Source organism: Micromonospora sp. NPDC047467, assembly GCF_040643095.1.
Lineage (GTDB): Bacteria > Actinomycetota > Actinomycetes > Mycobacteriales > Micromonosporaceae > Micromonospora.
Map to the genome: position 1 here is coordinate 140136 of NZ_JBEYTO010000001.1, position 23096 is coordinate 163231.

The 23096-nt window shown below is 70.5% G+C and carries 20 protein-coding genes and 1 tRNA gene; 6 read left to right on the plus strand and 15 right to left on the minus strand.

Annotation, left to right across the window (positions count from 1 at the left end; genetic code table 11):
• Positions 1 to 16: 16 nt before the first annotated feature.
• The 4 genes from ABZ780_RS00590 to ABZ780_RS00605 form a co-directional block, all read right to left on the minus strand.
• Complete coding sequence (locus ABZ780_RS00590; RefSeq protein ID WP_357484048.1) at positions 17 to 1186, minus strand: DUF58 domain-containing protein; 1170 nt, start codon at positions 1184 to 1186, stop codon at positions 17 to 19.
• Between the two features lie 14 nt (positions 1187 to 1200).
• A complete protein-coding gene (locus tag ABZ780_RS00595; RefSeq protein WP_357012577.1) occupies positions 1201 to 2196 on the minus strand; it encodes a MoxR family ATPase in 996 nt (331 codons plus the stop codon).
• A gap of 28 nt (positions 2197 to 2224) precedes the next feature.
• Positions 2225 to 4849: a fibronectin type III domain-containing protein gene (locus ABZ780_RS00600; protein ID WP_357482724.1), complete on the minus strand. Its 2625-nt coding sequence runs from the start codon at positions 4847 to 4849 to the stop codon at positions 2225 to 2227.
• A gap of 181 nt (positions 4850 to 5030) precedes the next feature.
• Positions 5031 to 7619 carry a tetratricopeptide repeat protein gene (locus ABZ780_RS00605; RefSeq protein ID WP_357482728.1) on the minus strand — a complete coding sequence of 863 codons (2589 nt, stop codon included), beginning with the start codon at positions 7617 to 7619 and terminating at the stop codon, positions 5031 to 5033.
• A 232-nt stretch (positions 7620 to 7851) separates the two neighbouring features.
• Here ABZ780_RS00605 and ABZ780_RS00610 point away from each other — a divergent pair.
• Positions 7852 to 7935: transfer RNA gene (locus ABZ780_RS00610), tRNA-Leu, on the plus strand.
• A 19-nt stretch (positions 7936 to 7954) separates the two neighbouring features.
• On the opposite strand, the gene ABZ780_RS00615 is transcribed toward ABZ780_RS00610, so the two are convergent.
• Together ABZ780_RS00615 and ABZ780_RS00620 are read right to left on the minus strand one after the other, a co-directional pair.
• The gene (locus tag ABZ780_RS00615; RefSeq protein ID WP_357482731.1) at positions 7955 to 8425 is read right to left on the minus strand and encodes a zinc ribbon domain-containing protein; all 471 of its coding nucleotides are present in this window, start codon (positions 8423 to 8425) and stop codon (positions 7955 to 7957) included.
• A gap of 80 nt (positions 8426 to 8505) precedes the next feature.
• On the minus strand, positions 8506 to 9309 hold the full coding sequence (locus ABZ780_RS00620; protein WP_357482734.1) for an inositol monophosphatase family protein: 804 nt from the start codon (positions 9307 to 9309) through the stop codon (positions 8506 to 8508).
• 221 nt (positions 9310 to 9530) lie between these two features.
• Between ABZ780_RS00620 and ABZ780_RS00625 the strand changes: the two genes are divergently transcribed.
• Positions 9531 to 10190 carry a hypothetical protein gene (locus ABZ780_RS00625; protein ID WP_357482737.1) on the plus strand — a complete coding sequence of 220 codons (660 nt, stop codon included), beginning with the start codon at positions 9531 to 9533 and terminating at the stop codon, positions 10188 to 10190.
• A 409-nt stretch (positions 10191 to 10599) separates the two neighbouring features.
• Here the strand turns inward: ABZ780_RS00625 and ABZ780_RS00630 are convergent, their stop codons facing one another.
• Positions 10600 to 11409 (minus strand): DDE-type integrase/transposase/recombinase, encoded by an 810-nt coding sequence (locus ABZ780_RS00630; protein WP_357482739.1) that lies wholly within the window; start codon positions 11407 to 11409, stop codon positions 10600 to 10602.
• 286 nt (positions 11410 to 11695) lie between these two features.
• On the opposite strand from ABZ780_RS00630, the gene ABZ780_RS00635 reads away from it, so the two are divergent.
• Both ABZ780_RS00635 and ABZ780_RS00640 read left to right on the plus strand, forming a co-directional pair.
• On the plus strand, positions 11696 to 13915 hold the full coding sequence (locus tag ABZ780_RS00635; RefSeq protein ID WP_356998644.1) for a hypothetical protein: 2220 nt from the start codon (positions 11696 to 11698) through the stop codon (positions 13913 to 13915).
• Positions 13916 to 14884, plus strand: a complete 969-nt coding sequence (locus ABZ780_RS00640) for a hypothetical protein (protein WP_356998646.1) — start codon at positions 13916 to 13918, stop codon at positions 14882 to 14884.
• Between the two features lie 165 nt (positions 14885 to 15049).
• Here the strand turns inward: ABZ780_RS00640 and ABZ780_RS00645 are convergent, their stop codons facing one another.
• The 5 genes from ABZ780_RS00645 to ABZ780_RS00665 form a co-directional block, all read right to left on the minus strand.
• On the minus strand, positions 15050 to 15916 hold the full coding sequence (locus tag ABZ780_RS00645) for a transposase (protein WP_357482742.1): 867 nt from the start codon (positions 15914 to 15916) through the stop codon (positions 15050 to 15052).
• A gap of 83 nt (positions 15917 to 15999) precedes the next feature.
• A protein-coding gene (locus tag ABZ780_RS00650) for an IS5 family transposase (protein ID WP_357484051.1) occupies positions 16000 to 16889 on the minus strand; the annotation gives its coding sequence in 2 pieces (ribosomal slippage) (positions 16000 to 16550 and positions 16550 to 16889; 891 coding nt in all).
• A gap of 50 nt (positions 16890 to 16939) precedes the next feature.
• Positions 16940 to 17620 carry a GPP34 family phosphoprotein gene (locus ABZ780_RS00655; protein ID WP_357482746.1) on the minus strand — a complete coding sequence of 227 codons (681 nt, stop codon included), beginning with the start codon at positions 17618 to 17620 and terminating at the stop codon, positions 16940 to 16942.
• The gene (locus ABZ780_RS00660) at positions 17617 to 18336 is read right to left on the minus strand and encodes an ABC transporter permease (protein WP_357482749.1); all 720 of its coding nucleotides are present in this window, start codon (positions 18334 to 18336) and stop codon (positions 17617 to 17619) included. The genes ABZ780_RS00655 and ABZ780_RS00660 overlap by 4 nt, the downstream gene beginning before the upstream one ends.
• Before the next feature lie 26 nt (positions 18337 to 18362).
• The gene (locus ABZ780_RS00665) at positions 18363 to 19244 is read right to left on the minus strand and encodes an ABC transporter ATP-binding protein (protein WP_356998657.1); all 882 of its coding nucleotides are present in this window, start codon (positions 19242 to 19244) and stop codon (positions 18363 to 18365) included.
• A 107-nt stretch (positions 19245 to 19351) separates the two neighbouring features.
• Here ABZ780_RS00665 and ABZ780_RS00670 point away from each other — a divergent pair, with 107 nt between their 5' ends.
• Positions 19352 to 20494 (plus strand): histidine kinase, encoded by a 1143-nt coding sequence (locus tag ABZ780_RS00670; protein WP_356998659.1) that lies wholly within the window; start codon positions 19352 to 19354, stop codon positions 20492 to 20494.
• Positions 20491 to 21093 (plus strand): response regulator transcription factor, encoded by a 603-nt coding sequence (locus ABZ780_RS00675; RefSeq protein ID WP_356998661.1) that lies wholly within the window; start codon positions 20491 to 20493, stop codon positions 21091 to 21093. The genes ABZ780_RS00670 and ABZ780_RS00675 overlap by 4 nt, the downstream gene beginning before the upstream one ends.
• A 113-nt stretch (positions 21094 to 21206) precedes the next feature.
• On the opposite strand, the gene ABZ780_RS00680 is transcribed toward ABZ780_RS00675, so the two are convergent.
• From ABZ780_RS00680 to ABZ780_RS00690, 3 genes are all read right to left on the minus strand, one after another.
• Positions 21207 to 21608: a DUF4260 domain-containing protein gene (locus tag ABZ780_RS00680; protein WP_356998664.1), complete on the minus strand. Its 402-nt coding sequence runs from the start codon at positions 21606 to 21608 to the stop codon at positions 21207 to 21209.
• A gap of 579 nt (positions 21609 to 22187) precedes the next feature.
• Positions 22188 to 22469, minus strand: coding sequence for a (4Fe-4S)-binding protein (locus ABZ780_RS00685; RefSeq protein WP_357482751.1), 282 nt, complete (start codon positions 22467 to 22469; stop codon positions 22188 to 22190).
• Positions 22470 to 22508: 39 nt separating this feature from the next.
• Positions 22509 to 22817 (minus strand): GNAT family N-acetyltransferase, encoded by a 309-nt coding sequence (locus ABZ780_RS00690; RefSeq protein WP_356998673.1) that lies wholly within the window; start codon positions 22815 to 22817, stop codon positions 22509 to 22511.
• Between the last annotated feature and the right edge of the window lie 279 nt (positions 22818 to 23096).

The following is a 23096-nucleotide window of genomic DNA, read 5'->3' on the forward strand; positions in this document are numbered from 1 at the left end:
TGCTGGCCCACGCCCGTCACCACCGGCGCACCCCGTCCCACTCGGCGGCGAACTGCGCGCCGTCCGCCGCGTCGACCACCACCAGGCCGGTCGCGCCGGTCGCCGTCGGCTCGGTCGCGCCGAACACCCCGACCACCACCGACGGGTACGCGCCGCGCAGCGCCCCGACGTGCCCCAACTCGCCCCGGCCCGCCGGCCCGGTCAGGAAGATCAACGTGTCGCCGAGCCGGTCCTGCCGCAACCGGGTGGTGGTCGCCCGCAACGCGTCGCCGTCGCCGGACAGCTCAGCGGCGGCGAGCCGGTCCAGTGGCCCCGGCGCCGGCCCGGCGGCCCCGCCGGGGTCGCCGCGCTCCGGCTCCGCGCCGACCAGAAGCAGCAGCACCGGCAGGTCCGCGCGGTGCGCCGCGGTGACGACCGACGCTGCCGCCTCGCACGCCGACTCGAACGACTCCGCCACCCCGTCCACCACCTGCGGGTGGGCGACGGCACGGTTGTCCAGGAGTACGACCAACCGGGGCAGGCTGGTGTCCACGTTCTCACGCACCATCAGCTCGCCGACCCGGGCGCTGGTGCGCCAGTGCACCCGCCGCAACTCGTCACCGACCACGTACTCCCGCAGCGAGTTGAAGGTGATCGACCCGTGCGGCACCCCGTCCACCCGGCCGTCGAGGCTGCGCCCCGCACCGGTGGGTACCGCCGTCAGCGGATGGATCCGGGGGTGCACCCAGACCGGCGCCGTCTCGCCGTACGGGCGGGCCAGCGCCACCAACCCCAGTGGATCCCGCCGGGTCACCCGCAGCGGCCCCACCGGCACCACCCCACGACGGTGGGTCGGCACGTCGTAGCGGACCTCGGTGTCCCGGCCGGGTCGCAGCCGCAGCACCGGCACCGGCACCGTGCGGTTGCCGCACCGGTCCTCGGCCAGCAGGTTCGCCGAGCGCAGCCGCCCGGCGTTGCGGACGGTCAACGTCATACTCGCCGGCTCGCCGCGCGCCACCCGGTCCGGGTCGGCGCTACGCGTCACCAGCAGCCGGGGCCGCCACGCCGCGGTCAGCGCGGCGTAGCCCACGGCCGCGCCGGCTGCCGCGCCCAACACCGCCAACTCGGGGTACGCGAACCGAAAGCCCACGCCCAGCAGAACGACGGCGGCGACGAGCAGCCCGACCCCCCGGGCGGTGATCCCCATGGCGGTTCTGCCGGTCAACCCTGCACCGGGGCGGGCTGCCCCGACGGCAGCGGCACCGGCACCGAGGCGATGGCCTGGCGCAGCACCTCCCCGGCGGTCATCCCGCGCACCTGGGCGTCCGGAGTGAGCAGCAGCCGATGCGCGAACACCGCTTCGGCGAGCGCCTTCAGGTCCTCCGGCATGATCCAACCCCGACCGTCGATCAGCGCGTACGCGCACGCCGCACGGGTCAACGCGATCACGCCCCGAGGGCTGACCCCGACCCGCACCTGCGGGTGGGTGCGGGTGGCGGCCGCCAGCCGGACCGCGTACGCGTAGAGCGGCTCCGCGATGTGCACCCGCCGAGCCATCCGGACCATCTCTCCGACGGTGGCGGTGTCGGTGACCGGGGCGAGCGCCTCGGGGGAGCGTACGGTCGCACCGCGCAGCACCTCCACCTCGACCGCCTCGTCCGGGTAGCCGACGGAGAGCTTCACCAGGAACCGGTCCAGTTGCGCCTCGGGCAGCCGGTAGGTGCCGTCCATCTCCACCGGGTTCTGGGTGGCCACCACCAGGAAGGGCGATGGCACCGGATGCCGCACCCCGTCCACGGTGACCGTGCGTTCCTCCATCACCTCCAGCAGCGCCGACTGGGTCTTCGGCGACGCCCGGTTGATCTCGTCGGCGATGACGATGTTGGCGAAGACCGGCCCCGGATGGAACTCGAAGTCCCTGCTCGCCTGGTTGAAGATCGTCACCCCGGACACGTCCGAGGGCAGCAGGTCGGGAGTGAACTGGATCCGCCGCCACTCACCCTTCACCGTGGCCGCGATCGCCCGCGCCAGGGTCGTCTTACCGACCCCCGGCACGTCCTCCAACAGCACATGGCCCTGAGCGAACAGCGCGGTCAACGCCAGCCGAACCACCTGCGGCTTGCCGAGCACCACCGCGTTGACGTTCTCGGCCAACCGGGCGGCCAGGGCGGCGAAACCCTGCACCTCCGGCTGGGTGAGCGGCTCGTGGGTGTTCACGGTCGGCGGTGCTCCTTGCCTGACAGGTCTAGCAGGTGGGCAGGACGTTGATGTTGTCGCCGCCCTCCAGGTTGAGCCAGGCCCAGGGAATGTAGTTCTTCCCCTCGTAGTTGACCTGCACCCACCAGGTGCTGCGCTTCTCGCTGTTGTAGATGTAGGCGTACACCTCTTCGCCCGACTTCTTGCAGTACGCCTCCAGGCGCGTGCCCGGCCTCGCCCAGCCCACCTGCCTGTCGTTGTCCTGCCGGGGGACCGAGAAGACCTCGTTGCCGTTGCGACCGCTCACGTCCCGGTCGCAGTAGGTCGACTCCGGCCCGGACGCGCCGTTGCGACAGGTCGCGATGCCGTACAGCGGGTCGGTCGGCTGGGCCTTCCTCGCGGTGCCGTTGCCAGCGGCGTTCGTGGCGGTCACCGTGAACGTGTACGCCGTGCCCGGCGTCAGCCCCGACACCGTGATGCTGGAGCACGCGCCCGCCGTCGCCGGCTCACCCGGTGTACTCACCGAGCAGGTGGCCTTCCCACCGCCCGCGTCCACCGTGAACGTCACAGTCGCCGACGTGGCGGTCGCCGACGAGCCGGTCACCGTCACCCGTGGCGCGGCGACCGTCCGGGCCGTGGCGGTCGCCTCCGGGCCGGGCCCCGCCTCGTTGACCGCCTTCACCTTCACCGTGACGTTCTGACCGTCGCCCAGCCCGGTGACGGTCGTGCGGGTGTCGGTCACCTCGCTCGCCTTGCCGCCGACGTCCACCAGGTACTTCGTCACCGGACGGCCGTTCGCCTCGGCCGGCGACCACTGCACGGTCACCGCGCCCGGCTGGTCGGCGACCGTGGCGGCCCGCAGGTCGAGCGGGCGGCCGGGCGCCGCGAACGGCACAACCGTGTTGCTCACCGGGGACGCCGCCGAACCAGCGCCCTTGTCGTTGACGGCCACCACCGTGAACGCGTACTGGGTGCCGAACTCCAACTCCCCGGCGGGCACCACCAGCTCCGTCTTGGTCGACTCACCGGCCGGCGCGTTCGTCCCCGCCGAACTGGCCGCCACCGTGTACTTGGCGATCTTGTTGCCCTGCCCGTTCGCGGCCGGCCACTTGACCAGCACCGTGCCGTCCGGTCGCTCCTGCGCGGTGACGCTCGCCGGCGGGTCGGGCACCGCGGCGGTCGGGGTCACCGGGTTGCTGTTGCGCGCCGGACCGTCGCCCTTGGCGTTGACGGCGTGCACCGCGAACCGGTACGTCTCGCCGTTGGTCAGGCCCTTGACCTCCACCGCACGCTGGTTGGCGCCCACCTCCAGGCGCTGACCGGCGCCCTGCACCACGTACCTGATGATCTCGGCGCCGTTCGCGGCGGCCGGCCGCCAGCTCACCCGGGCCTGAGCGTTGCCGGCGGCGGCGGTGACACTGCGCGGCGCACCCGGCTTGCTCACCTGGGGCTTCTTCGGCGGAGGCGGCGGCGGTGGAGCCGGCGGCGGGTCGCCGCCCAGCACGTCGTTGGCGTACTTGTTGACCTCGCGCACCTGGTGCTTGTCGTCCACCACCCGGGCGGTCGCCGAGTCGGGCGAGTTGATGAAGAGGTGGTTCTCGCGCACCTCCAGCTCCAACGGCCCGGTCGTCTTGCCCTGGACGGTGTCGACCAGTTGACCGCCCGCGTCGAAGGAGTAGATGGTGCCGGTGGCCTCGTCCGCGCAGTAGAACCGGTCCGCCCAGGCCACCGCCGGGCTGAGCCGATCACCGCCGCCCGGCACCGTGAACGCCTGCTCCTCACCGGCCTCACCCACCACCAGCACCCGCCGCTCGGCGGGCACCGTCACCGGCACGCGCGGGCCCGACGTGCGGGCCGGCAGCGCCGCCGGGCCGGGCAGTGTCAACGGCGTCCGGCGGACCTCACCGCGCTGCACCCGCACCAGCCTCCCGGCCGTACGGTCCAGCACCGCCACCCCGTCATCCAGGGTGGAGACCACCAGCTCGTGGCTGGCATCGGCCACGTCGTACGTCTCGACCCGCTCCGGGCGGAGCCCGCCGTTCGCCGGCGCGGCCGAGGCCGGCGCGGACGGCAGCTTCGCGGCGGTGATCGCCGACACGGTGCCCTCGCTGGGCACCGCGATCCAGAGTCGACCCTCGCCGTCGAACGTGCCGCCGGTGATGCCCGGGGGATAGCGCACCGGCTCGCCGACCGGGCTCAACGACCGTGGATCGAGCTGACGCACGATCCCCTGCACGGCGTCGACGACGAACGCCGCGTCCTCGTGCAGGGCGACGCTCACGCCCAGGCCAGGGGTGGTCGGGGTGGTCGCGGTGAGTTGCAGGGTGGCCAGATCCAGTGAGCTGACCTGCCCGGTCTGCAGGTCACGCAGGATCAACAGCCGATCGGTCTGGGTGACCTGCATCGGATGCCGGCGGGCACCAGGAAGTTCGGTACGCGTGTCCACCCGGGCGGTCACCCCGTTGACCCGGGCCAGCTCGCTGCGCGCCGCGCTCCACAGCCAGGAACTCGCGTCGTAGTTGGCCACCGCGTTGTCCGCCGCACCCAACCCGAGGACGGTCAGCCCCATGGCGGCCAGCAGCGCGGTCACCGTGCCGACCGTCACCAACCCACCGCGCAGCCGGGACCGGGAACGTGGGGCGTCGGTCCGCTCGGCGTCGTCGATGCTGGCCACAGCCGGCTGCCTCTCCTGAGTCATGGCAGGTGGCGTGCGCCTCGCGGCGACCCCTCCCCAGAGCCGGGTGCCATCATATGGCCCGGCCGCTGGCGGGGGAACCCGCACCGTCACCCCTGTGGATACCGAGCGTGTGCGTTGTGGACACCCAGGTCAGCCGACAGCGACCGGCCGGCGTCGCTCAGGACGGCGGGGTGGATCGCTCCCGCTCGGTGCAGACCTGACCGGAGGTGGCGAAGCTGTCGGTGGAGTAGACCGCCAGCACGGTGAAGCAGTAGTCCACCCGCGAGTTGAGGCCGCTCACCGTGTAGCTGGTCCGACCCGGATCCACCGTGGCCAGCACCCCCAGCGCCTGCCCGGCCCGACCGCCGGCGATCATGAACGGCACCGCGCCGCCCGTCGGGTCCGTCCAGCTCAGCGTGATCGTGGCCGAGTCGTCCCGCAGCGCCAGGTCAGCGGGTGCGGGCCCGGCCGCCGTCGGCGCCGCCGTCGCTGGGGTCGTCGCGGCCCCGGAAGGCGGCGGATCGTCGCGGTTCAGCAGCACCGCACCCAGGCCGGCCACGGCCACCACGGCCACCCCGGCCGCGACCGCCGCGCCGATCAGCATCCCCCGGCCACGCCCCGACGTCCCGCTCTCATTGGCGTACGCCGACGGATAGCCGTCCTGCGGGTGCCCCTGGCCCGGGTACTGGTACTGCTGGCCTGGGTAGGGGTGCTGCCCCGGCACGGTGTGGGGCTCCGGGGCCGTCGAGTGCGGCTGGGCCGCGTACCCCTGGTGGTGTGGGTGTTGCTCCGGGGACGGTCGCGGCGCTGGCACGGTCGGTGGCGGGTAGGTCGCGGCCGTGAGGGGGCCCGGCGCGGTCGGCACCGGGCTCGCGTGCCCGTCGGAGGCTGGGGTGGGCGGTGTCCGGCCCGCATCGGACGGCGGCGCCCAGGCCGGCGTTGCCAGCCCACCCGGAGTTGCGAGCGGGGTCGGGTGGCCCGGACCGGCATCGCGCCCGGGCCCGTCATCGGTCGTCGGACGGACGGCCGGGAACACCTCCGTCTGCGCGGACGCGACGCCCGACGTGATCTCACCGCCCACGATGGTCTCGGCCGTGTCCACGGGGGACGGGCCGGTCGGCTCGCTGCCGGCCAGGGGCAGCGGTTGCGGCGGGGCGCTGCTGCTCCACGGCGGGACGGTCAACCCCCACGGCGGCGCGCTCACCGGCGGCGCGGACACGGGGTGGCTGTACCCAGGTGGCGCGGACACGGGGTGGGTGTGCCCAGGTGGTGCGGACACGGGGTAGGTGTGGGCGGGTGGTCCGGATACCGGGTAGGTCGGCGCTGGCGGTCCGGACACGGGGTGGGTGGGGCCGGGCGGTCCGGAGACCGGTCGGGCGTCCCCGGGAGGTGCCGAGACGGGGCGCGGGTAGGCGGGCGCCGCACTGACCGGGTGGTGGGCGGGCGACCCGGTCGACGCGCTGGTCGGCCCGGAATCCGCGCTGCCTGACCTACTCGCGCCGGCGGCGGCGACTCGGGCGGCCTCCTCGGCCAGCAGTGGTTCGATCTGCCGTACCTGGATCGTCGGGTTGTCCCATCCAGGGGCAACCGGCGGCGGCGCGGGCGGTGTGGTGGCCGACGCCTCGACGGCGCGCGTCGCCGGAGGTGCGTCGACCGCAGGATGGGTCGGCCGGTCCCCGGTCCGCTGGCGCGGCGGCACGGCCGGCGGCTGCTGTCGGGCCTGCTGCGTCGAATGGCCGTCCGCCTGGGGCTGCTGTCGGGCCTGCTGCGTCGACCGGCCGTCTGCCTGCGGCCGGGGCGGCCCTGACGGTTGCCGCGCGGTGCGCTGGTGTGGCGGCACCGGATGCCCGGGAGAGGCGGGCGGAGGCGTGGCGGAGGCGGGGGACGTCTGATGGGCGGGGAACGCGGGCGGCACTGAAGGCGCGGGCTGCTCCGGAGGCGCCGACGCGACGGGGGCCGGAGCCGGCTGGGGCGGTGCCGTTGGTGGAGCGGGCGGTGGCACCGGCCGCGTGCCGCCGACGGGCGGTGCCGGCGCGGCGGGCACGCGTACCGCCGGAGGGGTTGGTGGGGGCGCCGCTGGCGACGCGGCCGGGGGAGGGCCGCCCGCAGTGGGTGGGGGTGCAGCCGGCGCGGCGGGCGGAGGGCCGCCCCCAGCCGGGCGCATCGCGGCCAGGGTCGCCAGAGACAGCGTAGGGCCGGACAACGCCGAGCGGGCGCCGGAATCGGTCACCGTGCCGGTCGGGGTCGGCGTCGGGTTCGGGGCTTGGGCCGGGGCTGACGTCGGGGTTGGGGTCGGACCGGGTGTCGGCGGCGCGCCGTGCGGCTGGGCCGGACCGGGGGTGGTCTCGCCGAGGTAGGCGCGGGCGGCGCGTACCGCCGGATGGTCCTCCCCGAGCACAGCCGGCCCGGCGGTGGCGACCCGGGTGTAGTTGCGGCGGGCCTCGTGCCGGTTGCCCAACTCCTCGGCAACCTCGGCCAGTTCCAGGGCGAGCGCGAGCATCGTCGGCTCGGCGTGATCCCAGCGCCGCTCGCCCGCCGCGAAGGCCTCCTCCAGCACCCGCCGGGCGGCGAGCGGGTCATCCGCCTCGCGATGCAGCCGGGCCAGCAGGTGCGCGGTGTGCAGCATCTCGGGGTGGTCCTCGCCGTACGGCGGGCGGGCGGACCCGACGGCCTCCGCGAGCAGCTGCCGGGCTGAACTGAGGTCACCCGCAGTGCGCAGGGCGAGAGCCCGACGTTGGACGGCAGCCAAGGGAGAGGGATGGGACACGTGGCAATGCTGCCGTCACAGAGCCTCCGACGCTACCCGGACGCGCCTGCGACACGGCTTTGTTGACCGCTTCTGAGCCGACCTGAGCAGCGACGGGAGCGCCGTGCGGCAGACGCCGGGACGCGATGTGCATGATCCACGAGTGCCGTGTACAGTAACTCCCCGTGCGGCCCGCCGTACCGACCTCCGATGGAAAGATCATCTGGGTCGGCGAGGTAGGCTGGACGAGTAGGTCCGGGTGGCGGAATGGCAGACGCGCTAGCTTGAGGTGCTAGTGCCCGTATAGGGCGTGGGGGTTCAAGTCCCCCCTCGGACACATCATTACCACATATTGATCACGATCCGCGCAGGTTGACCTGCGCGGATCTTTCTGTTCTTGGTGTGCAGTGCTCCTGGTCGCAGACGATGGTGATCTTCCTGCTGCTCAGGAGCGTGACCAGGTCGTGTGGAGTTTGGATCCCGCTGGGGAGCCAGGGATGGTCGGCGAGTCGTTCGATGATGTGGTCTTCTCTGAGGTAGAGGATCTTGCGTTGGGGGTTGGTGGGCTGTCGGGTGCTGGTGTGGCCGTGACGGCATCGGTAGCCGGGGCGTTTATTGATCCAATGGGATTCCAATCTTCGGCCGCATGGCCCGCAGCGCAGTAGGCCGGTGAACAGGTAGCGGCGGGTGGTGCCGTCGTGGGCGCCCCGGTGGGAGCGGATGGCCTGGACCGCGACGAAGTCCTGCTCAGTGACCAGCGCGGTGTGAGCCTGTTGCGTGGAGACAACCCAGTCCACGGTCGGGCCCGCAAGAACCTCGACCGGCACCCCAACTACATCCTCGCCGCGTACATGGCTCCCGGAACATGATCAGCCGCTCACGGCTTTGCCGAGAAGCGGATAGGCGATCAATCCCTACTTGCACGCTGGTTTCCCACCAGGGTCAGCAGGGCTGCGTGTGTTTGCTCGTCGGCCGCCGCGACGAGACCGCCCGCGCCAGTGTGAAGAGGTTGGCCGTCGATCCCGGTCACCACACAGCCGGCTGCCTGACAGAGGGCGATGCCGGCCGCGAAGTGGACACTGTCGCTCAGGTGGCCATCGGTTACGTAAGCGGCTCGTCGGCCGGCAGCGACCCAAGCCACCGCCAGGGTGGTGGAGACGACGCGTGGGCGGAACTGCCGGATGAACCCTTGATCGGCAAGTAACCGCGCGGCCCGGAAGACGCGCTCATTGGGGAACGGTGGATCGAGATTGATGTCCACCAGCCTCGACGCGGCCGACGGGGCAAGTCGCTCGTCCGCGCCGCCGTGACGCACGTGTGCCCCAGCACCGTCGGTCCAGAACACCTCATCGGTGAACGGGTCCGCCGAGGCTGCCACGCCGACCTGCGTTCCGGTTCGCAGAGCTACGTTGACCGAGACGAGCATGTTGTGTACGGCGTAGTTCAGCGTCCCGCACAACGGGTCGACTAGCCAAATGCGTCCGTTCCCGCCGGTTCCCGTGCGTCCGCTTTCCTCTCCCACCACGAGGTCGTCCGGCCGGGCAGCGTGCAAGACGTCGAGGATGGCGCGCTCTGCTTCGATGTCGGCCGTCGTGGCGAAGTCTCCGGCAGACTTCTCGAAGCGTGTCAGCGATGACCCGTAGTGCGAGCGCACGATCGCTGCGCCGGCTTCCGCGGCTTTGATGACCAGATCTCGGTCGGTGATCGACATGCACGCACGATAGACGCCGTCCTGGCTACATAGCGGGCCTCGATCGGATACCCGGATCTGCCGCCAACAGCGCGCTCGTCGGGCAACACGGCGGCGCCGTCCGTACGGCCGCGCGAAGCGCTTCGAGCAGTCACCGACCCGTGGTCCCTGGCCCCTTCCACGGCCGGCGTCCTGCCCGGCACCGCGCTAACCTGCCGCGCATGGTTTACCGCGTCGGGGACGTGCTGCGCATCTCCTGCCCGTTCACGCCAACGGTTGCCATTGGCGTCGACGAGGCGTACGTCAGCGTCCGCTGGCCCTGGTGGGAGATCGACCCGGACGCGGAGGGCTCGTGCTGGAACGGCGTGGTGGCCCTGGGCCGTGCCGATCCGGACGAGCTGTACGTAACCGACCCGCCTGCCCTGCGCCTCGCACCCGGTGATACCTGTCGGGTCGGTATCCCGGCGCGGATCATCCACGTCATCGAGGTTCACGAGTACGATCCGCCGCAGGAGACGGGCTGGCTGCCCCGCCCGGGCCTGAGCCTGCTCGTCCTGCGCGCCGGTGAGGCTCCGGATGCGGCATCGGAGTTCCAGGGCACGAGCATCGAGCCCGGCGGCGGTGTTCCGTTCACGCTCGAACTGCTCTTCCGGCCGTACGCCTTCCTGAAGGCTGGCGACGACGTCGCTGACGCCGATGGTCGTGCCTGGCGCTTCGACGGTCCATGGACCTGGACCGCTTACGACAGCGCTGGCGGCGTGCCCGCGTGGCCCCTGACCCTACTGACCGGCGGAGTGGATCCGATGGCCGTCGCGACGGCGACCGCTACCGGATCCCACGAAGCCGAAGCCAGCCGCTGGCGCCGAGCGGCCGGCATCCAACACGAAACCTCGCCCCGCTGAACAAGCCACAGCGCCGGAGCTATCCGCAGCCCGGCTCAAGCATCCGAACCTGCCGCTGAGAAGGCGCGGCGATCCGTGGGCGTGCTCCCCGATCGGCCTATGCGGCTGCGGGAGCCAGCACTGGTGTCAACCTCACGAGCGGTCGGCGGTCGGCGGCCCCGGTGCGAGCCCGGTCTAGTGGGAGCAGGTTGGGCGCAGCGGGGTGCCCGGAACAGCCTTGAACTGCGTCCAACTGCATCGAACGGAGCTCAACTGCACCCGCCCCTGCCTGCGGCTCCACGCTGCCGCAGGTCAGAGTCAGTGCGGCGTCCTGATTCACACCGAAGAGGTCGGAGCGCCTGCCATGATCGTCCGGTTGCTGGACTGCTCAGCTATGCGGCCAGCCACGAAGCTATGGAAGTGGCAACTTTCATACTGACGTGGGACGGAAGCGAGTCGCGGTGATGGCCAGCCGGGACTTCATCCGTGAGTCGATGCAGTAGCCGACGATCCGGTTCGACCACATGTCCTTGATGGCGCAGAGGTAGAGCTTGCCGTCGCCGGTGCGGTGTTCGGTGATGTCGGCCAGCCACAGCCGGTTCGGGCCGTGGGCGGTGAAGTCGCGTTTGACGAGGTCGTCATTGACCGGCGGCCCCACCCTTGCGACCTTGCCGCGCTTCTTGCGTTTGCCGAAGGCGCTCCACCAGCCGTTGTCCGAGCAGATCTTCCATGCGGTTCGCTCCGCCATGGCCTGTCCGGCGTTGCGGGCCTCGTCGACCAGAAACCGGTAGCCGAATTCCGGGTCATCGCGGTGGGCGTCGGCCAGGGCGTTCGCGCGGTGAGCGGCGACGAGTTCGGCGTTGCCGACCGGCTGGGCGAGCCGCCGGTAGTAGGGCTGACGAGCGATGTTCAATACCCGCACGCGGACGGCGCTCTTGGACCAGGCGATGCCGCCGCGGTGGGGGTTGCGGGCGCGGCCGTGTGCTGATGGACAGGGCACGTGGTCGGCGGTGAGTCCCTCGGCAATGGCGAAGAGACCGAGACCGGTGAGGAACTCGGTGAAGATCCGCCCGACGATCGGTTCGGTCTGCTCGTCGGGCGTGAGGCCCTTGAGGCGTTTGCCGTCGGCCGCCTTGGCGGGGTTGGGGTGGGGTCCGAGGTCGCGGAGGGTGTAGCCGTAGGGCGGGCGTCCACCGAGGTAGCGGCCTCGAGGAGGGTCTGGGCAGCCATCCCCTGCCAACCCCGCCCCACCAAACCGATCACCGCTTGACGAAACCCATAGGGACACCCCCCCCCGTAGCAAAGCAACGATCGCCACCACAGAGGCCGCTAGGCTCACCGACCTAACCGGCGTTACTACCCCGGGCGAAGGTCACTGTCCTCCCGCGGGCGCGTCGTATAGGACGAGGGTAGCGGTCTCTCGGCGACCTGAGTGTCCGTTTCATTACTCACCATTGCATCGATGGGGCTCGTTCGCTTGGCTTATTCCCGCCATCACTGCTGACCAACAAATGGGGGAGCGACATATGCGTGGTTTCACGCGCCTGCGCCAGCGTGGGCAAAAAGGCCTCATCCTCACCACCGTCGCGGTCGTCGCCGCACAGGTCTCCGTCACGGCACCCGTGCGAGCCGAGGAGCGCGACTGGCGGGCCGAGGTCGCGGCGATCCCGACCACGCGGTACACACGCGACGCAAAACTGTCGATCACCGAGACCGAGGCGGCGGTCCGGTCGCACCTGGATGACCTCGGAAAGCGCCGCTATGAACCGGTCCTCGCCGACCTGCGCACCCGTTATTTTGATGGTGCCCGGCTCACCACCGCCCAGGACGGCGCTACGGCCTACGACAACCTCGCGCACCTGTCGTCCTACCTGCACAGTCGCGTCGGAAATGGCGACGTGTTCGTCGACGCGCTGGTGGGAGAGCTGTCGACGGTTCGTCTGCTGGCCGACGCCGCCGTCCAGGACGCCAACGCGACGATCGCACCGTTCCGCGCCATCGTTCCGCCGCCGCCGGCACCGTCGGGCCTCGAGCAGGCGTTCGGCGACCTGGAGTCCGGCCAGCGGTGGCTGACGAAGGCCGACGACCAGCTGCGCAAGGCCAACGCCGAGCCGGCCACCCGGCACGCGTCGAAGGCCTACGACAGCGCTCGCAACGTCCTGACCCGGTTCGGCATCACCTACACCGGCGACCGGGACGGCGACGGCATCGAGGACGGCGTCGAGCTGCGCTTCGGCGCCAGCCCGCTGCTCGCCGACTCCGACGGCGACGGGCTCACCGACAAGTTCGAGATCTACGGACTGACGCCGTGGACCCTGCCGAACAACGCCGACACCGACGGCGACGGCGTGCCGGACGGCCAAGAGGACCAGGACTCCGACGGCCTGACCAACCTGCGCGAGCAGGAGTTGGGCACCTCGCCCACTGAGAGCGACACCGACGGTGACGGCGTAAGCGACGGCATCGAGGTCAGCCGCGGCACCAATCCGCTGGTCGCCGACCCGCGCAACGACCCGCCGCTGGGCGGCGGCGCGCCGCCGATTGTGCCGACGCCTAACGAGACTGACACCGACGGTGACGGGCTAACCGACGTTGCCGAGGGTGAGGCGCTCACCGACGAGAACAACGTCGACAGCGACGGTGACGGGCTCTCTGACGGCGCCGAGGTCAACGACTGGGGCATCAACCCGCTCAACCCGGACACCGACGGCGACTCGCTGCGGGACGACTACGAGACCGTGCACGTCGAGGACCAGGGTCTCGACCCGAGCCGCCCGGACGAGCAGGTCAGCAAGTGGACCTACGTCACCGACTTCCTGCTGGGCATGTTCGCGGGCGACTTCTCACCGCGCGACTCGATGGCCTGGCTGTCCGGCAACCTGTGCTCGGGCGGGCTGAGCGCGATCCCAGTCGTGGGCTGGATCCTGGGCGGCCTGGCCGACCTGCGTGACACCATCGCCGGGCTTATCCAAGGCGACTGGGTCAGCGCCGGGCTCAGCATCCTCGGCGTGGTGCCCTACGTCGGCGATGCGATCGCGATCCCCGGTAAGGCCGCCCGCTTCGTGGTTCGTTTCGCCCACCGGATCGACGACACCCTGCGGTTCGTCACGAAGTACGACAAGATCCCGGACGCCGTCAAGGACGTGGCCCTCGACCTGATCCTGGGTGCGACCTACGACTACCTGACTGCGGGCGACGACACGCTCGCCGCCCGGATCCTCGCCGCCAAGTCCCGCTTCAGTGACAAGGACATCCGCGACCTGTCGCGCGGTGATCGCACGAAGTGGAAGGACATCGAGGACGCCATGAAGGCGCCCAACCATACGTCCGGCGACCCCATTCCTGCTCAGTACAACTGGCGGGACGGGGAGAACGCGGTGGCCGCCCTGCTGCAGGGCTGCATCAAAAACGTCAAGGTGCTCACGCCGGGTTACCCGCGCGCGGGCTCCAAGTGGCGCAAGCCGGACTGCATCGAGCAGGACCCGACCACCGGCGACGAGGTCTTCCACGAGGTCAAGACCGGCGTGCCGACGTGGACCGAGAGCCTAATCGACGAGTGCCTCAAGGACGCCTGGATCCTGACGTCGGCCGGCAAGGCGGCCCACGGTCACCAGAACGTCACGAAGGTACACTGGCACTTCGTCGCGCACGCGGGCTTCAACAGCATCGGCATCCACCCGCCGCTGCTGCAGTGCCTCAAGGACAACAACATCGAGTTCACCATCCACGCACCGAGCGGACCGTAGATGGAACTGGGCATCATCCCGGATCGCACCGAGCTGAGCAGGGCGGCCACGGTCGCCCTGCTCAGCCCCGTCTTGGGCTACCAGCCCGACCTGCGTGAGCGGGTGGCCGAGGGCGACTACGCCGAGCTGACCTGGACCGGCGACCGGATCAGCACGCAGTGGTTCATCCACCCCGGCCGGACCGGGATCGGCGAGCTGGTGGTGTCCGTCTTCGACCGGCATTCGATCGACGACGCGGCCGCGTTCCGGGCCGAGCTGGCGCCGATCGTCTCCGCGCTGCGGGAGCTGGCGCGCACCGCTGACGCCCGGCTCGTCGTCGAGGAGGGCGACTTCACCGACGCCCCGCTCGACGTGATTCTCGACCACGTCGCGCCGGACGGCGTCCTGCCACCGGGAATGGTGCGCGGCACCGTCACCGGCACGCCGGAGGAGTTCCTCCACCGCTACCTGGCGGCCGGAGACGGCCGTCTCAGGTGGCTGCGCGACGAGTCGGGGGTCGACCTCGACTTATCGAGGGACAGTCTCGCGGCGGTGTGGGACTGGGCGCTCGGCAGCCTCCAGCCGCGGCCAGTCGGTGCGCCGATCGAGAAGGTGGCGACCGGCAGCGGCTTCTTCCCGCGACCGACGAACGCGGTCCTGCCGATGTGGTATGGCCGTCACGCGTCGATGGCGCCCTCGGGCTGGTCCGACGACTCGCTGCGGATCATCGACGCGGTTGCGTTCTATGCGCTGGAGTGTGTCCGTCACGCGGTGCCGGGCACGGCGTGGCGCGTCGGCCACGAGGCGGAGTGGGGCTACCGCTACGAGGGCCTGCCGGTGCTGGGCGGCCGGGGTGCCGACCTCGAGCCCGTCCACGAGCTGATCCCGCTCGCCGGCCGGCTCTACAAGCAGCTCCGCGGGGACCCTGTCGTTGCCGCCGGCGCAGATCTTAGCGGCTGGTACGACGCTGCGGTCGGCGCGCGCGGCTAGAACGCGATCACCGGCGCTGTTGCGTTGGCGGATCGGTGGTTACGCCGAGCTGCGTCAGTGGGCACTGGTCAGAACGCGCAACGAAGTAGACCCGCTGACCGACGCTACCGAAGCCCGCCGCCCGAGAGTCGTAACGCGAACGTTTGCTGTCCCACCGCGCGTGGCTCAATCGAGCAGGCGGATCCCGCGCAGGCGTGCCCAGACCGGTAGGAAGCCGTCACTGGATAAGATTTCTGCTCGGCTCATCCTGCGCGGGGCGGTGCCGGTGTTCGCGCGGCGGTCTGCCTCCGCACGGGCGCATTCGGGTTGGGTCTGCGCGATCCAGCCGGTGACCACCGTTGGGTCGGCTCCGGCGTCGAGGGCGGCCCGGTAGCGCTCCAACTTGGCGTCGCGGGAGTCGACGAGGGCATCGCGGGCGGTCTTGTCGTCCCAGTCGATGACCGGCTTGCCGGTGCTGCGGTAGTCGTCACCGCCCGACAGCACCGCCCGTAGCCGCTCGGCCAGGTCACCGTCGGCGGCGGCGAGCAGACCCCGGATCGCTGAGCGGATCAGCGTGATCGTGTCCATCGTCGCGACCGCGTCATAGAGGGGCGTGGAGTCCGGGACCCGCCGCCGGCCCACCAACCCCGCGGACCGAGCGGCGTCCAACGCCACCTCGAAGATCCGGTCCGGGCGGTCCGAACGGCGCAGCCGTTCCCGCATGTCGACCAGCACCATGTGGGCGAACCCCACCCGGCCCGCGCCGTCCCAGCCTCCCACTCCGGCGGCGTAACGCCAGCGGGCGTCGAACGTGAACCGGTCCACCGCCTCCCGGTCCGACAGCCCTTCGAGGCGTTGCAGCACCATCACGGTGGCCACCACCGACGGCGGCACCGACCGGCGACCCACCGCAGCGAACAGGTCGGTGAACAACCCATCTGGGAACAGCGTCTCCCGATGCTCGTGCAAGAACGCGAAGATCGAGTTGGCTGGTGACGCTTCGTCGCAGAATCGGCTCACCGGATCCAGCAGGTCCAGCTGCTGTGAAGCCACACCCAACGCCACACCAGCAAACTACCTAAAATAGATAGAAAACGATGGCCGCCACACCGGTGGCAGCCATCGTTTAACACCAGTCACCCTGGGGCGTGTCCTGTCGATGATGGAAGCCAAATGGTGGCCGCGATCAGGACGAGGCTGGCGCGGTAGAGGGATGCGCGTTTGGCGTAGCGGGTGGCCAGGTCACGCCATTGCTTGAGCCGGTTGAAGCAGCGTTCCACGACGTTGCGCTTGCGGTAGACCTGTTTGTCGAAGGCTGGTGGCCGCCCGCCGGCGCTGCCCTTGGCGGCACGGCGGGCCACCTGATCGCTGCGTTCGGGAATGACGTGCCGGATTCCCCGTTGCCGCAGGGCACGTCTGGTCGAGTCGTGGGCATAACCCTTGTCCGCGATCAGCACCTCCGGCCGCTTACGAGGCCGACCGGGTCCGGGCTCGTTGACCCGGATCGTGTCGAGCAGCGCCAGCAGTTGGGGGTTGTCGCCGGCCTGGCCCGGGGTGAGCAGGATCGACAACGGCCGGCCGCGTCCGTCGACGGCGAGGTGGATCTTCGTGCTCAGCCCGCCTCGGGAGCGGCCGATGGCCTCGCCATCTTGCGCACCAGGTGTCGCCGGACTTGTCGGGGAGCCCCTTTTTTGCGGGCGCCAGCGGCATGCTGGTGCGCCCGCACGATCGACGAGTCGATGCTGATCGTCCACTGCACCGGTGTGCCATCGTCATACACCTGCGCCGCCGATAGGATCCGATCCCACGTCCCATCGGCGGTCCACCGACGCAGCCGCTCGTGGCAGGTCTTCCACGGGCCGAAGCGTTCCGGCAGGTCACGCCACGGCGCACCCGTGCGCAGCTTCCACAAGATCCCGTTGATCACCTGACGGTGATCCCGCCACCGCCCCCGCGCACCACCCGGCTCCGGCACCAACGGCGCGATCACCAACCACGCCTCGTCAGTCAGTTCACCACGACGCACCACCGGCACATCGTCAACGATCAACCACTACAAGATCGGCAGGACACGCCCTAGCCCCGAGGAAGCACGGTGATGGCCACGATGGCGCTGTTGACGACAATGGCCGTTACGGTGCGGGTCACGGCTGCCCCAGCGGCGTCGGCGCCCCAGTTGCCCTGCTCGAGTTCCTTGGCTCGGCTGATCACCGGTGACGTCCACGGGATCTCCCGGTGAAACTGCGGGAGAGTCCCGCTCGCCGAGAGCAGCGCCGCGAGCGCGGCGATCCGGGCTTGCGGCTCCGCGCCGTCCACGAGGACCCGCCGAACGTCGGCGAGCAGGCGGGACCGACGTTCGGTTCTGCCCTCGCGCAGGGCCGTGGTCCGGAACAGGCCGAGCACCTTACGCGGCTCCTGGTCGATGTCGCTCCGCGCGATGAGCCGCTCCAGAACCGGCCCCCGCAGCGGGGGACCGATCGCGGCCAGTGCCGTCTGCACCCCTCGGGGTTTCTCGGCGAGGTAGTCCCACGCCGGGCGCAGCAGGCCGTCCGTCGGCGGGTGACCCGCCACGCTGCTGACCCGCCCCCGGTCCGACGTGGTCAGGTGACCGCCGAGGGCGAGGTCCGCGAGGACGGCTCCGCCGAGGACGTAGAAGAGGGTGTTCTCGTCGGCGATGGTCCCGGATGCGGGTTGGAACAGAAGCAGGAGGAGATCCTCGACGAGGGTCGGGGCGTCCGACCGGGGTTCGGTGGTCATCGGCGGGGCTCCCAACGGAAGAGGCGGGTGGCGAGGGTGACGGCGATGACGACCCAGCCGAGCGTGGGCGCGAGCAGGAGCAGGGAGTCGATCACGGCGACGCCGCCGTTCCAGGCGTTCACCGTCAACTCGGTGGCCGCTCCGCCGGGCAGCAGCCGCTTGAGCCAGGCGAGGTTCTCGGTGCCGGAGATGCCGACCCAGCTGGCCACGGCGATCACACCGAGGGTAACGGGCAGGGTGGTGACCTGGGCGTGTTCGGGGGAGTTCGTCAGCCCGGCCGTAGCCAGCGCCAACCCGATCATCATGGCCAGGGTCGCGAGGACCGCCACGACCAGCAGGGCGACGTTGTCCGGCCCGCCGGCGACCACGGCCAGGGCGGTCAGGATGGCTGTCACCTGCACCACGGTGAGCAGGAGTACGGGCAGCAGCAGGCCGGCGAGGATGCCGGCGTCGCCTTCGGCGGTGGAGCGCAGTCGCTTGAGGAAGAGGTTCTGCCGTCGGGAGGCCAGTGTGGTGACGGCCGTGGCGTAGAGCCCGAACGCGGTGATCGTGAACATCACGATCGCGGCGATGTAGCCGAGGCTGCCGAGGGCGGCGTAGGTCTCGTGCTGGCGGACGAAGAACGCGCTGACGACGACCGGGATGATGAGGCTGGTGATCAGTACCAGCCGGTTGCGGAAGATCTGGATCAGTTCGCTGGACGCGATGGACAACACGGTGATGGGCCTCTCGGAAGAACGAATCAACTGTTGATGGCGCGGAACACGTCGTCGAGCCGGGTCGGTCCCGCCGCCAGGTCGCGCAGATCCACGGCGTGGTCCTGCGCCCAGCCGAGCAGAAGGTGCAGGTCCTTCTGCAGTTCGAAGGACTCGACAGTGACCTTCCCGTCGGCGTCGACGGCCGCCGGCAGCGGTAGCGGCGGAACCGGCGCGGCAAGGGAGAAGCGGATCACGCCGGGGAGGGTGCGGATCAGCTCGGAGACGGTGCCCTCGCGGTGGAGGGTGCCCTGGTGCATGAGCCCGATCCGGTCGGCGCGCTGCTGGGCCTCCTCCAGGTAGTGCGTGGTGAGCACGATGGTGGAACCGTTCTCCCGCAGCCGGTCCACGGTCGCCCAGACGGCGTCGCGGGACTGGATGTCGAGGCCGGTGGTCGGCTCGTCCAGGAAGATCAGCTCCGGGGTGCCGTAGACCGCGGTGGCGAAGTCCAACCGCCGCTTCTCCCCGCCGGACAACTGGGACACCTTGCGTCCGGCGCGACCGGTGAGGTCGACCACGTCGAGCACCCGATCGACGTCGTCGGCGCGTCGGGTGAGCCGGCCAATCAGGCCGACGGACTCACGGACGGTGAGGTCCGGGGAGAATCCGCTCTCCTGGAGCATCACGCCCATCCGGGGATGTACCGCCCGGCGGTCGTCGGGCCTGTGCCCGAAGACGCGTACCGAGCCAGAGGTCGGCTTCCGGTGGCCCTCGACGACCTCCAGGGTCGAGGTCTTCCCGGCTCCGTTGGTGCCGAGCAGTGCGTAGAGCTCTCCGGGCCGTACCTCGAAGGAGAGATCCTTCACGGCGTGGAAGTCGCCGTAGGTGAGGTTCAGCCGTTCGACTTCGATGACGGGTGTAGTGGACATGCACCAATGACAGCGCGGACACGGCCGGCCCGTCAGTGGCGCCATGTCATCACCGCATGTGACGTGGTGTCACTGGTCGTGGCACCTGGCTGCCCGATACTGGTGTGGTGACCGTGAGATCGCCGGGCTTCACCGAGTCGACGCAGGGAAGGCTGCGACGGCTCAACCTCGCCACGTCCCTACCGCCGGTCGTGGTCGCCGCGGTGGTCCTGGTCTACACCGACGCGGATACCTGGTGGCACCTTGTCGTCCTGGCGCCGGGGGCCGTGGCGGGCTTGGTGGCCTTCGAGCGGTGGACGGCCAACGACCTGGCGCGGGTGGCGCTGCCGTGCCTGGTCGTGGCGGGAGCGGTGTGGCCACTGGGGGTCCTGGTGACCGGCAGTCCCAACGCCTACTGGGGGTTCTGCGCTGTGGGCTCCCTCGCCCTGCGCGAGGTCCGGCGGCACCGGAAGCTGGCGGTGGCCGGGCTCTTCACCTACGTCGCCGCCGTGGGCGGGGCGCGGCTGCTGGTGCAGCGGGACGACGTCGGTCACGTCCTGGTCACCTACGTTCTCATCCCGACCGTCCTCACCATCGTCGTGACGGTCTTCACGATCGTGGGCGAGCGTTTCTACGACCTCATCCGGGAGCTCGAACAGACCCGGGAGCGGGAAGCGGAACTCGCGGTGGTCCGCGAACGCGTCCGCTTCGCCAGCGACCTGCACGACATCCAGGGCCACACCCTGCACGTGGTGAAGCTGAAGATCGCCCTGGCGCAGCGACTGCTGCTCCGCGACACCACTCGGGCGGAGAAGGAGCTGCGGGAGACGTACGCGCTGGTCAGCGACACCATCGCGCAGACCAGGGAGCTGGCCTACGCGCAACGGCGGCTCAACCTCACCGCGGAGATCGAGAACGCGAAGAACCTGTTCGAGGCCGCCGGCATCCGGGTCCGGGTGACCCGGGAGGCCGAGGTCGATGCGCGCGCCAACGAACTGCTCGGTCAGGTGCTTCGCGAGACGACCACCAACATCCTGCGGCACGCGCAGGCCACCCAGGTGCAAATCACGCTCTCCGAGTCGAGCATCACCATCGTCAACGACGGCGTCACCGCCACCACGCCGCCCGAGCTCAGGGGACTGGCGGCACTCCGGCAACGGGTGGCGGGCGACGGAGGAGAGCTGACCGTGGAACAGCAGCAGGGACGCTTCCGCACGGCGGCGACGTTCCCCGCCGTGCGCGCCAGCGCGGAACGGAGTGACGGCCGATGACCACCATCGTGCTCGCCGACGACGAGGCGCTGCTGCGTACGGCCCTGGCCGCGCTGCTGCCGATGGAGGGCGACATCACCGTTCTCGCCGAGGCGCAGGACGGCCGGACGGCCGTCGAAGCCACCCTGCGGCACGAGCCCGACGTGCTGGTCATCGACCTGGAGATGCCGGGCGTGGACGGCCTGGGGGCGGTCGCCGACATCCGGCGCACGCGCCCGGAGCAGGTGGTTCTCATGCTGACCCGGCACGCCCGCCCCGGCGTGTTGCGCAAGGCGTTGAAGCTCGGTGTTCAGGGCTTCGTCAGCAAGTCGGCCGAGCCGGCGCACATCTCGTCCGTCATCGCCACCCTGCACGCGGGCAAACGCTGGATCGACCCGGACGTGTCCGCGCTCGCCGTTACCGACGACAATCCCCTCACCGACCGTGAGGCCGACGTCCTGCGGGTCACCGGCGAGGGCTACTCGGTCGCCGACATCGCCGCGCGCCTGCACCTCTCGCCGGGCACCGTCCGCAACTACCTCTCCAACGCGATGCGCAAGACCCAGACCCGGACCCGCCACGAAGCGGCCCGCTACGCCCGCGAACACGACTGGCTGTGACCAACGGGCGATCACGCCAGATCAGCATGGAATCTGTCAACGCCGGCTGAATTATCACGCGGCGCCGACGACAGCCTCCCGGAACCCATCAGGCTCCTGATCCTGGATGTCCGTCAAAGCGGGTCAGGCCCTCTGGCCTTGCCGATCAAGCCGAGGTGGGTGTGCTCGAATCCTTCGGCCGTCTTGAGGCCGTAGCCGAGGCCGCGATCGACGGCGATGTGGAACACCCAGGCAAGGGCCAGAACTCCGAGCCAATTGATCCGGTCGCCGAACCCGGCCGCGGCCACGGCTACCGCGCCCAGCGCCACCGGCAGCGTGTAGGAGTGCGCCAGGTTGTAGCAGAAGGCCCCGAGGCGTGGCCCGCGCAGGTAGCCGAGCATGGACAGGTCGAAGACGAGGAAGAGGGCGAGCAGCGACCACCACGGGTACCCGGCGGTGACGGTCACGACGACGGCGAGAGCCGCGACGACGAGGCCCTCGACGCGCTGCACTGCGACCGGACTCAGATACGGCATCTCACACCTCGGTGTCGATCAGGGACACGGGTGGGTTGTTTTCCCGTCGCTGGCTTGACCTCGGAAAGAGGATAGGCCGGCGGTGACGACCTCGTGCTCCATTACGGACAACAGCTTCGTCGAAGGCGACCAGCCGCCCCGGGGGGCCGGCCCGATGGGGGTAGTGGGTGAAGGTCGACATCATGACGTCGGCGAAGGCGTCGCCGTGCAGGGCCTGCAGCATCGGTGTCGGCAAGGGCGTCGCGTCTGGTCTCGCTGCTGCTGCTGCCCGGCCGGTTGGGTCAAGCGGTTCGAGCAGCGAGGCTGGGTCGAGCGATCTCCCGACCCGGTGGGCCGCCGCTACACTCTCGCCGCCCTCACCGACGCCGGTTACGACATCGTGGCTTGACGTGCCGTGTCCAGCGGCGACGTCGAGTCCGGGTCGTCGGGTCGCGGGTCAGCGCTGCGGTGTCTGACCGCAGGGCTGACCCGCGTGGTCGCAGTGCGGCTGAAGACGGCTCTGCCCGCAAACACACAGGAGGGCCCTGGTCTCGGCGCGCGGGCCTTCCGGCGTGTGCACGCTCAGCTCGCCGTGCGCGATCAACTGTTCGACGGAGTTGCGGTTGATCTGCGTGGGCCGGTCCCAGTCTCGGCCCCGCCGCCCACGAGTTCGTACTGCAGTGCCCCCGAGGGGCAGCGCCGCACCACTTCGGCCAGGCGCTCGGCCTCGGCACCGTCGGGCCGGATCCACGGGCGCTGGCCCGGGTCGAAGACCTCCGGCAAGCTGCGGACGCACTCGGCGGCGTGCAAGCAACGCCTCGCCTCGAACGTGACAGTGATCTTCTGGCCCTCGTACGCCTTCTTGTTGGTTCCGCTGCTCATAGCGGCCTCCGTCGTCGCATCGTCGCCATGCTCGGCCGTTCAGTCACTGACCCTGCTGTGGGCCTGGTACACCAGGTCCTGATACTCGGGGTGCCTGGCGATCCACCCCGCGATAAATGGGCAGGTGGCAAGGACCAGCAGGTTCGCGGCGCGTGCCTCGTCGAGGGCGGTGCGGGCCAGTGCTGCCCCGACGCCCCTGCCCTCGTACTCCGGCGAGACCTCGGTGTGTACGAAAGCGACGAGTTCCGTGGTACGGATGTACTGCGCAACGCCCGCGACCTTGGACTCTCCGTCGACGCGGGCCTCGTATCGCTTGGCCTCGGGGACATCACTCACTCTTACTGCCATGTGTCATCCATGTGTTCTTAGCGTGGATCTCAAACCACGCGCGGTGCGGTCTAGTTGATGTGTCACTTAATGTCACCGGCCTCCTGGCCGAACCCGTTATCAGGACTCAGTGGACAACGCGCCGCTGGACGTCGCCAAGTTGTGCGGGCACCCCCATCTCCGCGTCGTCTCGCTGAAACGCGGCGATCCCGCGGTCACCACCCAGTATGCGTCAGCAACCGGGCGCGACCAGTGACACTGCGTCACACGCGGTGGTGACACGGCGCCACTACCGGATCG

Coding starts and splice junctions, on each gene's coding strand:
- ABZ780_RS00675 (WP_356998661.1), top strand. CDS start 20,491: ATGACCACCATCGTGCTCGCCGACGACGAGGCGCTGCTGCGTACGGCC.
- ABZ780_RS00685 (WP_357482751.1), bottom strand. CDS start 22,469: ATGAGCAGCGGAACCAACAAGAAGGCGTACGAGGGCCAGAAGATCACT.
- ABZ780_RS00590 (WP_357484048.1), bottom strand. CDS start 1,186: ATGGGGATCACCGCCCGGGGGGTCGGGCTGCTCGTCGCCGCCGTCGTT.
- ABZ780_RS00680 (WP_356998664.1), bottom strand. CDS start 21,608: ATGCCGTATCTGAGTCCGGTCGCAGTGCAGCGCGTCGAGGGCCTCGTC.
- ABZ780_RS00635 (WP_356998644.1), top strand. CDS start 11,696: ATGCGTGGTTTCACGCGCCTGCGCCAGCGTGGGCAAAAAGGCCTCATC.
- ABZ780_RS00620 (WP_357482734.1), bottom strand. CDS start 9,309: ATGTCGATCACCGACCGAGATCTGGTCATCAAAGCCGCGGAAGCCGGC.
- ABZ780_RS00665 (WP_356998657.1), bottom strand. CDS start 19,244: ATGTCCACTACACCCGTCATCGAAGTCGAACGGCTGAACCTCACCTAC.
- ABZ780_RS00640 (WP_356998646.1), top strand. CDS start 13,916: ATGGAACTGGGCATCATCCCGGATCGCACCGAGCTGAGCAGGGCGGCC.
- ABZ780_RS00690 (WP_356998673.1), bottom strand. CDS start 22,817: ATGGCAGTAAGAGTGAGTGATGTCCCCGAGGCCAAGCGATACGAGGCC.
- ABZ780_RS00655 (WP_357482746.1), bottom strand. CDS start 17,620: ATGACCACCGAACCCCGGTCGGACGCCCCGACCCTCGTCGAGGATCTC.